Origin of the sequence: Actinoplanes octamycinicus, assembly GCF_014205225.1 — a bacterium.
GTDB classification, from domain to species: Bacteria; Actinomycetota; Actinomycetes; order Mycobacteriales; family Micromonosporaceae; genus Actinoplanes; species Actinoplanes octamycinicus.
This window is the reverse complement of the sequence record NZ_JACHNB010000001.1, coordinates 2,078,608-2,090,721: the sequence shown is the minus strand read 5'-3', so window position 1 is coordinate 2,090,721 and position 12,114 is coordinate 2,078,608. Positions and strand designations below refer to the sequence as shown.

Genomic DNA, 12,114 nt, shown 5'->3' with positions numbered 1-12,114 from the left:
CCTCGGCGAACGCCCCCATCTGCCGATCTTGCCAAGGGTCGGTATTTGCTGCTCGGCGGCCTCTGCCCTAAGCTGGCGAGGTTGTGCTCCGAGGTGAGCCTCCCCACTACCCGACGGGAATGAGGTCGGGAGCGTGAGCGTTCACCCGTACACTTATGGCAGTTATTGACGCGGCGCGCCCACCCGGTGCGCGCCACGGGCGTTCTTGCGGGCATTTCAGCGGGCGGTTCCACACCACCGCGGCGGGCCATTCGCGAGCATGCGCCCCCGTAGAGAGGTTCTCTTGACCACTTTCGCTGACCCCAGCACGTTCCCGTCCGTTTTCGACAGCAACAGCGCTGACGACAGCACCACCACCGAGGCGACCCCCGTCGCCGACACCGCCGCCGAGACCGCGGCCGACACCGCCGCCGAGACCGCGGCCGACACCGCCGCTGAGACCGCGGCCCCCGAGCCGGTCCGCAGCTTCGCCGAGCTGGGCCTGCCCGCCGAGATCGTGCGGGTGCTCACCCGCGAGGGCATCACCACCCCGTTCGAGATCCAGGCCGCCACCGTGCCCGACGCGCTGGCCGGCCGGGACGTGCTGGGTCGTGGCCAGACCGGCTCCGGCAAGACGCTGGCCTTCGGCCTGCCGGTGCTGGCCCGCACCGCTCAGGGTGGCAAGGCCCGCCCGCACCACCCCAAGGCACTGATCCTGGTTCCGACCCGCGAGCTGGCCATGCAGGTCGCCGACTCGCTGATGCCGGTCGGCCGCTCGGTCGGCGTGTTCCTGAAGACCGCGGTCGGCGGGGTTCCGTACGACCGGCAGATGGACGCTCTGCGCCGCGGCGTCGAGGTGATCGTCGCCACCCCGGGCCGGCTCGCCGACCTGATCGAGCGCGGCGCCTGCAAGCTCGACGACGTCGAGATCACCGTGCTGGACGAGGCCGACCAGATGGCCGACATGGGCTTCCTGCCCGAGGTCACCGAGCTGCTGGCGAAAACGCCGGAGGGCGCGCAGCGGCTGCTCTTCTCGGCCACTCTGGACGGTGACGTCGACACCCTGGTCAAGCGGTTCATGCACGACCCGGTGACCCACTCCACCGCGCCGGCCGAGGCCAGCGTGTCCACGATGGATCACCACCTGCTGCTGATCCCGCCGGCCGACAAGTTCCCGATCACCTCGTGGATCGCGAACCGGTCCGGCAAGACCATCGTCTTCGCCCGCACCCAGATGGGCGTGGACCGGCTGGTCGAGCAGCTCGCGGCGGTCGGTGTCCGGGCCGGCGCACTGCACGGCGGCAAGACCCAGCGGGTCCGCACCCGCACCCTGGCCGAGTTCAAGGAAGGCCGGACCAACGTGCTGGTCGCCACCGACGTGGCGGCCCGCGGCATCCACGTCGACGGGGTCTCCCTGGTCGTGCACGTGGACCCGCCCAAGGACCCGAAGGACTACCTGCACCGGGCCGGTCGCACGGCGCGGGCCGGCGAGTCCGGCGCGGTGGTCACCCTGGTGCTGCCCAAGCAGCGCCGGTCCACCCAGGCGATGATGGCCAAGGCGGGCGTGGCCCCGGCCGAGGTCCGGGTCCGGCTGGGCGACGAGAAACTGGCCGAGGTCACCGGCGCGCGGGAGCCGAGCGGTGTCCCGGTGGTGGAGGAGCCGGAGCCGCGGCGCGAGCGGTCCGGTGGCGGGCGTCGCTTCGGCGGCGACCGTGGCGACCGTCCGCGTTACGGCGACCGGCCGCAGCGGTCGTACGGTGACCGTCCCCAGCGGTCGTTCGGTGACCGGGACCGCAACGAGCGGTTCGGCGACCGTCCGGAGCGCGGTGGCTACCGCGGTGACCGGCCGGCCGGCGACCGTGGCGGTTACAGCGGTGACCGGTCCGGCGGGCGCGGCGGCTACAACAGCGACCGTGGCGGCTTCACCAGCGACCGCGGCGGTGACCGCGGCGGGTTCACCAGCGACCGTGGCGGCGACCGCGGCGGTTACAACAGCGACCGCGGCGGGTTCAACGGCGATCGTGGCGGCGACCGTGGCGGGTTCAACGGCGACCGGCCGCGCACTGATCGGCCGTTCGGCGACCGGCCGCGCAGTGACCGGCCCTTCGGCGACCGCCCGGCGCGCACCGGCGACCGCCCCTCGGGGCAGCGCCGCGAGGCAGGCCCGAGCCGGTTCAACCAGAACCGGCCGGCGCGCAGCCACTGAGCCAGAACAGGCCGGCGCGCAGCGACTGACCCGCTGAGGGCCGACTGGACACGAAGACGGGAGCCCCGGTTCGCACCTGCGAGCCGGGGCTCCCGTCTGTCCGGGCAGCCGTCCACAGCGGTTATCCACACCGTTATCCACAGGGCTTACCTCGTACCGAAAGAAAGATTGCTCTCCTCCGCCGTCAGGCGGGCGGAAGGCGGGTAGCTTGCCGGTATGGGGCTGCTGTCCGCGGGGTTGTTCTGGGAACGCCGGGATGTTCCGGGCGCCGAGCAGGTGCGGCTGGACACCCGGAACGGGTTGTACGCACAGGGCACCGCGCTGGCCGCGGCCCCGGTGGGATACGCCTGTCACTACGAGCTCCAGACCGATCCGGGCTGGACCACCGCGCGGCTCGACGTGCGGGCCGAGGGTGCCGGCTGGGCGCGCGGGGTGCGGCTGGAGCTGGCCGCCGGGCGCTGGCGGGTGACCACCTCGGAGCAGGGTGATCTGGACGCGGCGCTGGCGGCGGCCGGGCACCCGGCGGCCGGCCTGCCCGGGATCGAGGACCCGGACCGCCTCTACGGCGCCTTCGACGCGGACCTGGGCGGCTCACCGCTCACCAACACGCTGCCGATCCGCCGGCTGGACCTGCTCGGCACGCCGGGCGTCTCGCACCGGCTGAGCGTCGCGTGGGTGCTGGTGCCGAGCCTGGAGGTGGTGCAGGCGGACCAGATCTACACGCCGCTCGGTGACCGGCGGATCCGGTTCGCCAGCGAGACCTTCGCCGCCGACCTGACGGTCGACGACGAGGGCTTCGTGATCGATTACCCGGGGCTGGCCCGGCGGGTCACACCCGGTCGCGGATCCAGCTGAGGCACGCCTTGTCGACCGCGGAGAACGATTTTCCGTACGCGGTCCGCGCCGCCTCGTCCGGTTTCTTCGCCTCCCGCAGCACCAGGTTGGTGAACTGCATCAGCTTGCGCTCGCCGAACTTGGCCGCCATGCACGCGGTCGCGTAGTGCCCCATGGCGTACAGCGTGTTCACCGTCAGGTCGTCCGCGCCGTCGGCCAGCGACGGCACCGCGATGGTCTCCGGGGCCCCGCGCCGGCGGAACGACTCGGCGAGCACGTCGTGGTTGCCGGTGTCCTGCGGCTTGCGGGGCAGCGCGCCGATGTACTCCGCGATCCCCTCGACCAGCCACTGGTCGTCGGTGTTCTCCCAGTGCCCGCCGGCCAGCGTCACCACGTGGGTCAGCTCGTGCTGGATGGTGACCGCGAGCTGCCGCTGGTCGCCGCCGGCCCTGGCGCGCAGGATGATGTCGCCGCCGGTCGAGTTGAGCGGCATCTCGTAACCGATCACCCATTTCTCGTCGATCCCGCCGTACCACTTCTTCCAGCCCGCCTCGTCGGCGAGATAGACCCGGTAGCGGCGTTGCGGGTTGTTGACGTAGCCGGCGTACTTGTCGGTGACCTTGGCGGCTTTCTCGGCCAGGGTGAGCACCTGCTTGAGCCGCTTCGCCTGGCTGCTCGGGCCGGCCACGATGACCCGCTTGCCCTTGACGAAGGTGAGCGCCCGGTTGTCCCACGGGGCCGGCTGCAGGTAGTTGTGCTCCACGCCGGCCGCGTCGTTCAGCTCGGTGATCCGCCAGGTCGTGCCGGTCAGCGTGAAGGTCAGCCGGTAGGTCGCCTTGGCCGGCCCCTCGTCGTAGTTGTTGCGCCAGGCCGGGCAGGTGACGCCGGAGAAGCAGTAGCCGAGGGCGGCCTGGGTGACCACCTTCTGCGGGGTGCTGCCCTCCAGCTTGTCGGCGTGGAACTCGGCGTGGCTGATCTCCAGCCTCCGCAGGTTGGTGAACATCGTGCGATAGCGGGTGACCAGCGCCTTGTTCTTCGGGTCGACCGGCGCGAGCCAGCCTTTCTCGTCGCCCTTGACCAGCGCCTCGGCCTGCCGGTGCAGGGTCTCCACGGCCAGCTCGAAAGCGGTCGGCGGGCGGGTCGGCTTGCCGGTGGCGTCGGCCTGGGCGGTCTCGTCGGTGCCCGGCCAGAAGATCACGGCGGCGGCCGCGGCCGCGAGCAGGACGGCGGCCAGCGCCGCCAGGATCCCGGTGGTGGGGGACCGCTTCGGCGGAGGCGGCGGCGCGAACGCCGGCGGCCAGGCGGGTGGTGGCGGCCCATACTGGGGTACGAAGTGGGCCGGCGGCACGCCCGGATGCGAAGGATCTTCCACGGGCCGGAGTTAATCACGCCTCGTCGATGCGCGACTAGTCCGGCCAGGTGCCATCCCGCAGGAACGTGTCGATCGTCGCAGCGTGCGGGGCCAGGCGCAGGCCCTGGGCGGCCACCCACTCGTCGGAATAGTAGGTGTGCGCGTACCGCTCGCCGCCGTCGCAGATCAGCGTGACCACCGACCCGGTGCGCCCGGCCGCCCGCATCTCGGCGATCAGCCTGAAGGCGCCCCACAGGTTGGTGCCGGTGGACCCGCCGAGGCGCCGGCCGAGCACCGCCGAGCCGGCCCGCATCGCGGCGAGCGAGGCGGCGTCCGGCACCTGGATCATCCGGTCGACGACCGCGGGCTGGAACGACGGCTCCACCCGGGGCCGGCCGATCCCCTCGATCCGGGAACCCTTCCCGGTCACCAGGCCCCAATCGGCGGCGACATAAGCCTGCCAGAACGCCGAGCCCTCCGGGTCGACAACGCAGACCTTGGTGGGGAAGCGGCGGTACCGCGCGTACCGCCCGATGGTGGCGCTGGTGCCGCCGGTGCCGGCGCCGACCACGATCCAGGCCGGGATCGGGTGGCGCTCCAGGGCGAGCTGGCTGTAGATCGACTCGGCGATGTTGTTGTTGCCCCGCCAGTCGGTGGCCCGCTCGGCGTGGGTGAACTGGTCCATGAAGTGGCCGTCGAGGTCGTCGGCGAGCCGGCGCGCCTCGGCCACCACCGTGGTCGGGTCGGCCACCAGGTGGCACTTGCCGCCCTGGAACTCGATCAGCGCGATCTTCTCCGGCGAGGTGGCGGCCGGCATCACCGCGATGAACGGCACGCCGAGCATCCGGGCGAAGTACGCCTCGCTGACCGCGGTGGAGCCGGACGAGGCCTCGACGACCGTGGTGTGCGGGCCGATCCAGCCGTTGCACAGGGCGTACAGGAAGAGCGAGCGGGCCAGGCGGTGCTTGAGCGAGCCGGTCGGGTGCGACGACTCGTCCTTGAGATAGAGGTCGATGCCCCACGAGACGGGCAGCGGGAACGGCAGCAGGTGGGTGTCCGCGGAGCGGTTGGCGTCCGCCTCGACCAGGGCGATCGCGTTGCGCGCCCAGTCCCGGGCGGCGTCGTCGGAACGGTCCAGCGACAGGCTCATCTCAGCCCACGCCAGGCTGCGGCCGGTTCTCCCACTTGGTGCTGAGAGCGATGGCGGTGCGGGTGGAGGCGACGCCGGGCGTTCGGTTGATCCGGACAATCAGCTGCTCCAACTCCGCGATCGTGCCGACCCGGACGATGAGCTGGTACGACTCCACGCCGGCCATGAAATAGCAACTCTCCACCTCGGGCATTGCCCGGACGGCGGTGAGCACGTCGTCGGTGTCCGCGCCGGAATCCTCGACGATGCCGATCAGCGCGGTGACGCCGAGCCCGACCGCCTCGTGGTCGACGTCGGCCCGGTAACCGCGGATGGTTCCGGCGGCTTCGAGCTTACCGACTCGCTCGTGCACCGCGGGGGCGGAGAGCCCGACCTTGCGCGCCAATTCGGCGTACGACGAGCGCGCGTTCTCCCGTAGCAGGTCGATCAGCCGGAGGTCGATGGAGTCCATGCCTGAAACCCTAATCGGGTGGCCGCTCACCACTCACGCCCGGTAGCGGTGAATGGGGGGCAGGATAATGATCGTTGTCGCAATCGGGGCTTTTTCCGCATTTCACGGACTTGGTTCAGGGGCGGTGCTCTAATGGCTTTACGTCCCGATCGAGCATGCCGACACTCACCGTGACCACCGGCCGCTCCAGAAAACAGAACCGAGGAGGGGGTTGTGGACACTGGAGACCGTCTGCTGACGCCGGGCGAGGTGGCCGCGTTGTTTCGCGTCGATCCTAAAACGGTCACGCGTTGGGCGGCAGCCGGGCGCATCGGCAGCATCCGTACTCCGGGTGGACACCGCCGATTCCGCGAATCCGAAGTCAAGGCCCTTCTTGAGGGCGACGGCGTGATCGAGGAGATGCGCGAGGACGACGCGGCGAACAAGCCGCGGAACAGCGGCCCGACCAACCCGGGTGCGGGTTACGGCCCGCCGAACGGTCTGCGCTGAATCAGCGCTCACCGAGTCGTCCGCTCCATCGCCGCATCAGGGTGTGTGACACCCCCAGCGAGTCCAGCACTTTGCCCGCTACGAAATCGACGAGTTGCTGTGCGGTGGCGTCTGCCCCGGACCCGTAGAAACCGGGACTGGCCGGCAGCACCACCGCACCGGCGTCGAGCAGGGCGATCAGGTGCTCGAGGTGACTGCGTGTCACCGGAGTCTCCCGAGGCACCACTACTGTCCGTCGCCGCTCCTTCAGATTGACCTCGGCGGCGCGCTGCAGCAGGTCCTTGGAGAGACCGATGGCGATCCCGGCACACGCCGCCGTGCTGGCCGGCACCACCGCCATCCCGCGCGCCGGATAGGAGCCGCTGCTCGGCCCGGCCGCGAGGTCGCCGGCCGGCCAGTACGCCAGGTCGCCGAGGTCCCGCCCGAGCCAGGCGGCCACGTCGTCCTTCCAGTGCGCGTCCCGGATCGTCGCGCCGGTCTCGTCCAGCAGGGTGAGCCGGGCCGCCCGGGAGACGACCAGGTCGACGGACTCACCGGCGTCCAGCAGCGCGGTGATCACCGCGCGCGCGTACGGGGTGCCGGAGGCGCCGGAGACGCCGATGATCCACGGTTGACGCATGCTCCCAGTGTGCTACTTGACCACGGTGAACTGCGCGGCGGCCGGGAACGCGGCGGTGATCGGGGTCCAGGTCCCGGGCTTCCTCGGGTCGGCGACGGTCAGCCCCTCGATGATCCGGCGCAGGTCGGCCAGGGAGAGCGCGGTGCCGCCGCGCACGTCCAGCACCGCGTCCCGGTCGGGCAGCCGCATCCGGCAGTAACCGCCGTCCTTCTGCCGCACGCAGATCGGCTCCGCGGTCGGCGTCTTGTTCTTGCCGAGCGGCGCCAGCACCAGCTCCAGCAGGTCGGCGGCGCGCGGCGGCTTGATCACCGTGATCGTCCGGTCGGCCGGCATGCCCGCGATGGTCGCCGCGTTCCGGAGGGTGGCACCGGACCATCCCGTCATGCCGCGGGAGCCGGTCAGTCGCCAGCCGGCCGGCAGGTATGACGGCCGGAACGGGGTGGGCACCGTCCGGGTCGATCCGGGCCGGAACGCCTCGGCGATCCGGCGCATGTCGTCACGGGTCATCGGCGCGTCCGACTCGGTCCGGTAGTTCGGCCGGGAGACGAACGCCCAGGCGTCGTCGGCGTACTGCCAGAGCAGCACGAGGAAACCCATGTCCCGGTCGACGAGCCAGTAGGCCGGCCGGCCGTTGATCGGCTCGGTGGCGGTCCGCGACCGCTCCCTCGGGAACCTCGGATCGGTCACCGGGATGCCGCGCACGCCGAGGTAGCAGTTCAACCGGCAGCGGTCCGGGTCCTTGACGTCGGTGATCGGGTTGAGGTTCCAGCCGGCGATCGCCTCCCCGGGTTCCTCCACCCGGAAGCGGCCCGCGGTGTAGCCGGTGAAGGCGTATCCGAGGGTCGCCGCCGGGGTGGTGCTCGGGCTGACCCGCACCGCCGGGACGGTGTGCCGGCTCGGGCGGCGGTCCGTCGTCAGCTGCGGGACGGTCACCACCGCGGTCACCGCCAGCACGACCGCGGCCACCGCGGTGACCCGCCGGCGCCACCGCAGCCGGCGGCCGGCCGCGACCACCGCGTCCACGTCGTACCGCGGCGGTGGCGCCTCCGCGCGCACCTCGTCGAGCAGCTCAGACAACCGCATGACGTTCCTCCAGATCGACTCCCAGGATCCGCCGGAGCGTGTCGAGGCCGCGGGCCGTGTAGACCTTCACGGTGCCCTCCGGGCAGCGCAGCGCCGCCGCGGTCTGCTGCACGCTGAGCCCCTCCAGGAACCGCAGCACCAGCACCGCGCGGTGCCGTGGCGGCACCTTGAGCAAGGCCGCGCGCAGCTCGAGCCGGTCGTGCACCGCCCCCGTCAGATCGGGCACGACCGGCTCCGGGAGGCCGTCGCCGCCGGAACGCTCCCGCCGCCACCACGGGCGGCGGGTCTCGTCGATGGCCGCCCGGACCACCGCGGCCCGGGCGTAGCCGGCGACGTTGTCGATCCGGGACCACTTCACGTAGAGCCGGGCCAGCACGGTGAGGACCGCGTCCTCGGCCGCCTGCCAGTCGCCGCACGTGAGATAGGCGAGGCCGCGCAGGGACTCCATCTGCGCGGCCACGAATTCCCGGAACTCGGCCTCTCGATCGCTCACGATCACTAGACGGAGCGACCGGCCGATCCGGTTACAGCAGGATCAGGTCGAGCAGCGCGAAGAGGAAGAGCGCGATGCCGATGAATCCGTTGGCGGTGAAGAACGCCCGGTTGACCTTGGACAGGTCGGTCGGCGTCACCACCACGTGCTGGTAGATCAGGCCGCCGGCGGTCAGCGCCAGGCCGATCCACCAGAGCCAGCCCAGCCCGACCAGCTGGCCGAACACGACGAACAGGGCGAAGGTCATCACGTGGGTGGCGGTGGAGATGTGCAGGGCGATGGGCACCCCGAACCGGGCCGGCGTGGAGTGCACCCCGATCCTGCGGTCCACCTCGACGTCCTGGCAGGCGTAGATGATGTCGAACCCGCCGATCCACAGGCCGACCGCGACGCCGAGCACCCACGCCGGGCCGGAACCGTGGAAGGTGCCGGTGATCGCCAGCCAGGCGCCGACCGGGGCGACCGCCTGGGCCAGGGCGAGCACGTAGTGCGGGAAGTTCGTGAACCGCTTGGCGTACGGATAGATCACCAGCGGGATCACCGCGAGCGGCGACAGCACCAGGCAGAGCGGGTTGAGCAGGGCGGCGGCCAGGATCAGCACCACCAGCGAGATCAGCGCGCCGGTCCAGGCGGTCCGCACGCTCACCGCGCCGGTGACCAGCTCGCGGTTCTGGGTCCGCGGGTTCAGCGCGTCGATCCGGCGGTCCAGGATCCGGTTGGCGGCCATCGCGAACGTCCGGCCGGACACCATGGCGACGGTGATCAGCACCAGGTCGCCCCAGTGCCGCCCGGTCCCGTCCCGGTCGATCGCCACCAGGGCCGACAGGTAGGCGAACGGCAGCGCGAAGACCGAGTGCTCGATCATGACGAGCCGCAGGAAGGACTTGATCTTCCCGGGAGGCGCTTCCAGAGCCGTCACAGCCCGTATTCCTTCCACCGCTTGTCGACCAGGGACACGACCTCCGGGGCCATCACCATCTCCTCCGGCCAGCCCCGGGTGTACCCCTCGGCGGGCAGCTTACGGGTGGCGTCGACACCCGCCTTGCCGCCCCAGAACTGCTGGTAGGACGAGTGGTCCAGGTGATCCACCGGGCCCTCGGTGAGCAGCAGGTCGCGGGCGTAGTCGACGTTGCCGAAGGCGCGGAACGCGACCTGCTGGTAGTCGTGCACGTCGCAGTCGTCGTCGACCACCACGATCAGCTTGGTCAGCGACAGCAGGTGGGCGCCCCAGATCGCGTTCATCACCTTCTGCGCGTGCTTCGGGAAGCGCTTGTTGATCGACACGATCAGACAGTTGTGGAAGACGCCGGCGGCCGGCATGTCGTAGTCCACGATGTCCGGAATCAGGATCTTGGCCAGCGGCAGGAAGATCCGCTCGGTGGCCTTGCCCAGGCCGTGGTCCTCCTGCGGCGGCTGGGACGTGACGATCGAGTGGTAGACCGGGTCCTTGCGCATGGTCATGCACTCGATGTGCAGCACCGGGAACGGCTCGACCGGGGTGTAATAACCGGTGTGGTCGCCGAACGGGCCCTCCGGCAGCCGCTCCCCCGGCTCCAGGTAGCCCTCCAGGATCACCTGCGCGTTCGCCGGGACCTGCAGCGGCACGGTCACGCAGTCGACCATCTCGACGCGCTCGCCGCGCAGGAAACCGGCGAACAGGTACTCGTCGATGTCGCCGGGCAGCGGGGCGCTCGCCGCGTAACAGACCACCGGGTCGGCGCCGATCGCGATCGCCACCGGCAGGCGCTGCCCGAGCCGCTCGGCGACCGCGTGGTGCGCGGTCGAGTCCTTGTGGATCTGCCAGTGCATGCCGAGCGTGTTCTTCGAGTGCTGCTGCAGCCGGTAGAGACCCAGGTTGCGCTTGCCGGTCTCCGGGTGCTTGGTGTGGGTCAGCCCGAAGTTGTGGAAGATGCCGCCGTCGCCCGGCCACACCTGCAGGCCGGGCAGCCGGTTCAGGTCGACCTGGTCGCCCTTGAGGACGATCTCCTGGCAGGGCGCGACCTTCACCTTTTTCGGCGGGACCGATTTGAGCTGCAGCACCTTGGCGATGCCCTCGCGGATCCCGGCCCAGCCGACCGGCAGCTCCGGCTTGGCCAGCGCGCCGATCCGCGCGCCGATCTCGTCCAGCGTCTCCACGCCGAGCGCCATCGCCATCCGCTTCTCGGTGCCGAACAGGTTGATCGCCACCGGCATGTCGCCGCGGGTCGGCCGCTCGAACAGCAGCGCCGGGCCGCCGGCCCGGACGGTGCGGGTCACCACCTCGCTGATCTCCAGCGTCGGATCCACCGGGACGGTGACCCGGCGCAGCTCACCGGCGGATTCCAGGGCGGCGATGAAGCTCTGCAGATCGGCATAGGGAAACCCACGAGACGCCATGAACAACAGTCTGGCACCGCTCCGGCCCGTTCCGGAGCCCAGGTCCGTCACTCTTGATCTGCGCCTCACGTTAGGGAGATCGTGAGGCGGCGAAGCGTGACCCGGTGGTGGGCCCTGCTCGGGCTGCTGGCCGGCGTCGCGATCGCCGCGCCGGCCGTCTCCGCGCGGACGGATCGGCTGCCCGCCTGCGGTTCTCCCGGACCGGCTTCCAGCCGGCCACCCTCGGTCCGGGCATCGCCGTCGGCTCCCGGCGCCTGCCGGGCCAGGGTTCTCGAGTCTTCGGTACGCACGTTGAAGCCGCCCGGTTTCACGCCGAGTGGCTATCACCACCTGGGCGCCGGCACCGCGAACGAGTGGAGTGGCGTGTCCGGCCGGTTCGCCGTGGTGGACGGCTCCATCCGGCCCGGCACCTACGACTTCATCGCCGGCCGGTTCATGGCCAAACGGGACCTGGGCAAGGGTGGCATCGCGTGGCTGGAGGCGGGCTGGGCGGAGACCGGGTGGCGGTCACCGGGGCAGCCGCACATCTACACGTACAACACGAACACCCGGTCCTGGCAGTTCTACGACCAGTACCAGGTGCGGCCGGGCGACACGGTCTGGCTGGACCTGCACACCGACGCCGGCGGGATGTGGCAGGCCTGGCTGTGGTGGAACAACCGGTGGAACCTGCTCACCGCGCAGAAGCTGCCGATCGGCGGCAGCGCCTTCGTCGAGCAGTACGTCGAGGTGCACGTCGACGGCAAGAAGCCCGGCCGCATCGACGTCCCCTCCGTCAAGGTCGACAACGTCCAGCTCCGCCCGCCCGACGGCGGCCCGGCCCGCTTCTGGCGCGACGACGTACCTACCCTGACCGGCGTGAACCCGGGCCAACAGCAACGCAGCGGCGGCTTCTGCCTCGACTGGCTGACCCGCTACGACACCTGGAACGCCGGAGACTGTGCTTAATGGCTCCGCTTCGCTCCGCGCACAAAACGCCTTGTAACCGGTGAGATGGGCGCGACTTTTCCGCCACCGCACACCCCGCGGCGTCGGAAAAGTCGAGCCCATCTCACCGGCGGCGTTTCGTGGGATCACTGGAGG

At 71.0% G+C, this 12,114-nt stretch carries 12 protein-coding genes; 4 read left to right on the top strand and 8 right to left on the bottom strand.

Translation table 11 applies throughout. The features are described from left to right. Positions 1-283 precede the first annotated feature (283 nt). Complete coding sequence (locus BJY16_RS09425) at positions 284-2,185, top strand: DEAD/DEAH box helicase (protein WP_185038746.1); 1,902 nt, start codon at positions 284-286, stop codon at positions 2,183-2,185. Positions 2,186-2,401: 216 nt separating this feature from the next. After that, positions 2,402-3,040 carry a putative glycolipid-binding domain-containing protein gene (locus BJY16_RS09420; RefSeq protein WP_185038744.1) on the top strand — a complete coding sequence of 213 codons (639 nt, stop codon included), beginning with the start codon at positions 2,402-2,404 and terminating at the stop codon, positions 3,038-3,040. On the opposite strand, the gene BJY16_RS09415 is transcribed toward BJY16_RS09420, so the two are convergent. The 3 genes from BJY16_RS09415 to BJY16_RS09405 are packed head-to-tail and all read right to left on the bottom strand — an operon-like array spanning position 3,015 to position 5,971. Next, a complete protein-coding gene (locus BJY16_RS09415) occupies positions 3,015-4,391 on the bottom strand; it encodes a hypothetical protein (RefSeq protein WP_185038742.1) in 1,377 nt (458 codons plus the stop codon). The two genes, BJY16_RS09420 and BJY16_RS09415, sit on opposite strands and share 26 nt — an antisense overlap. Positions 4,392-4,425: 34 nt before the next feature. Next, a complete protein-coding gene (gene cds1 / locus BJY16_RS09410; protein ID WP_185038740.1) occupies positions 4,426-5,520 on the bottom strand; it encodes an L-cysteine desulfhydrase Cds1 in 1,095 nt (364 codons plus the stop codon). A 1-nt stretch (position 5,521) separates the two neighbouring features. After that, positions 5,522-5,971, bottom strand: a complete 450-nt coding sequence (locus tag BJY16_RS09405) for an Lrp/AsnC family transcriptional regulator (protein WP_185038738.1) — start codon at positions 5,969-5,971, stop codon at positions 5,522-5,524. A 213-nt stretch (positions 5,972-6,184) separates the two neighbouring features. Here BJY16_RS09405 and BJY16_RS09400 point away from each other — a divergent pair, with 213 nt between their 5' ends. Then, positions 6,185-6,460, top strand: coding sequence for a BldC family transcriptional regulator (locus BJY16_RS09400; RefSeq protein ID WP_185038736.1), 276 nt, complete (start codon positions 6,185-6,187; stop codon positions 6,458-6,460). Between the two features lies 1 nt (position 6,461). Here BJY16_RS09400 and BJY16_RS09395 read toward each other — a convergent pair whose 3' ends face one another. Genes BJY16_RS09395 through BJY16_RS09375 form a run of 5 tightly spaced genes read right to left on the bottom strand, consistent with a single transcriptional unit; the run spans position 6,462 to position 11,031 of the window. Beyond that, complete coding sequence (locus BJY16_RS09395; protein ID WP_185038734.1) at positions 6,462-7,079, bottom strand: UbiX family flavin prenyltransferase; 618 nt, start codon at positions 7,077-7,079, stop codon at positions 6,462-6,464. A 12-nt stretch (positions 7,080-7,091) separates the two neighbouring features. After that, positions 7,092-8,162 carry a hypothetical protein gene (locus tag BJY16_RS09390; RefSeq protein WP_185038733.1) on the bottom strand — a complete coding sequence of 357 codons (1,071 nt, stop codon included), beginning with the start codon at positions 8,160-8,162 and terminating at the stop codon, positions 7,092-7,094. Beyond that, entirely contained in the window at positions 8,149-8,655 is a 507-nt protein-coding gene (locus BJY16_RS09385) for a sigma-70 family RNA polymerase sigma factor (RefSeq protein WP_185038731.1), read from the bottom strand. The genes BJY16_RS09390 and BJY16_RS09385 overlap by 14 nt, the downstream gene beginning before the upstream one ends. A gap of 31 nt (positions 8,656-8,686) precedes the next feature. After that, the gene (gene mqnP / locus BJY16_RS09380) at positions 8,687-9,574 is read right to left on the bottom strand and encodes a menaquinone biosynthesis prenyltransferase MqnP (protein WP_373873431.1); all 888 of its coding nucleotides are present in this window, start codon (positions 9,572-9,574) and stop codon (positions 8,687-8,689) included. After that, entirely contained in the window at positions 9,571-11,031 is a 1,461-nt protein-coding gene (locus BJY16_RS09375) for a menaquinone biosynthesis decarboxylase (protein WP_185038727.1), read from the bottom strand. The genes mqnP and BJY16_RS09375 overlap by 4 nt, the downstream gene beginning before the upstream one ends. Positions 11,032-11,127: 96 nt before the next feature. Between BJY16_RS09375 and BJY16_RS09370 the strand changes: the two genes are divergently transcribed. Further along, positions 11,128-11,979 (top strand): hypothetical protein, encoded by an 852-nt coding sequence (locus BJY16_RS09370; protein WP_239177110.1) that lies wholly within the window; start codon positions 11,128-11,130, stop codon positions 11,977-11,979. Positions 11,980-12,114: the final 135 nt, after the last annotated feature.

Bases quoted from the DNA above. Each gene is read 5' to 3' on its own strand.
- BJY16_RS09420 (WP_185038744.1), top strand. From the start codon at position 2,402: ATGGGGCTGCTGTCCGCGGGGTTGTTCTGGGAACGCCGGGATGTTCCG.
- cds1 (WP_185038740.1), bottom strand. From the start codon at position 5,520: ATGAGCCTGTCGCTGGACCGTTCCGACGACGCCGCCCGGGACTGGGCG.
- BJY16_RS09405 (WP_185038738.1), bottom strand. From the start codon at position 5,971: ATGGACTCCATCGACCTCCGGCTGATCGACCTGCTACGGGAGAACGCG.
- BJY16_RS09395 (WP_185038734.1), bottom strand. From the start codon at position 7,079: ATGCGTCAACCGTGGATCATCGGCGTCTCCGGCGCCTCCGGCACCCCG.
- BJY16_RS09390 (WP_185038733.1), bottom strand. From the start codon at position 8,162: ATGCGGTTGTCTGAGCTGCTCGACGAGGTGCGCGCGGAGGCGCCACCG.
- BJY16_RS09375 (WP_185038727.1), bottom strand. From the start codon at position 11,031: ATGGCGTCTCGTGGGTTTCCCTATGCCGATCTGCAGAGCTTCATCGCC.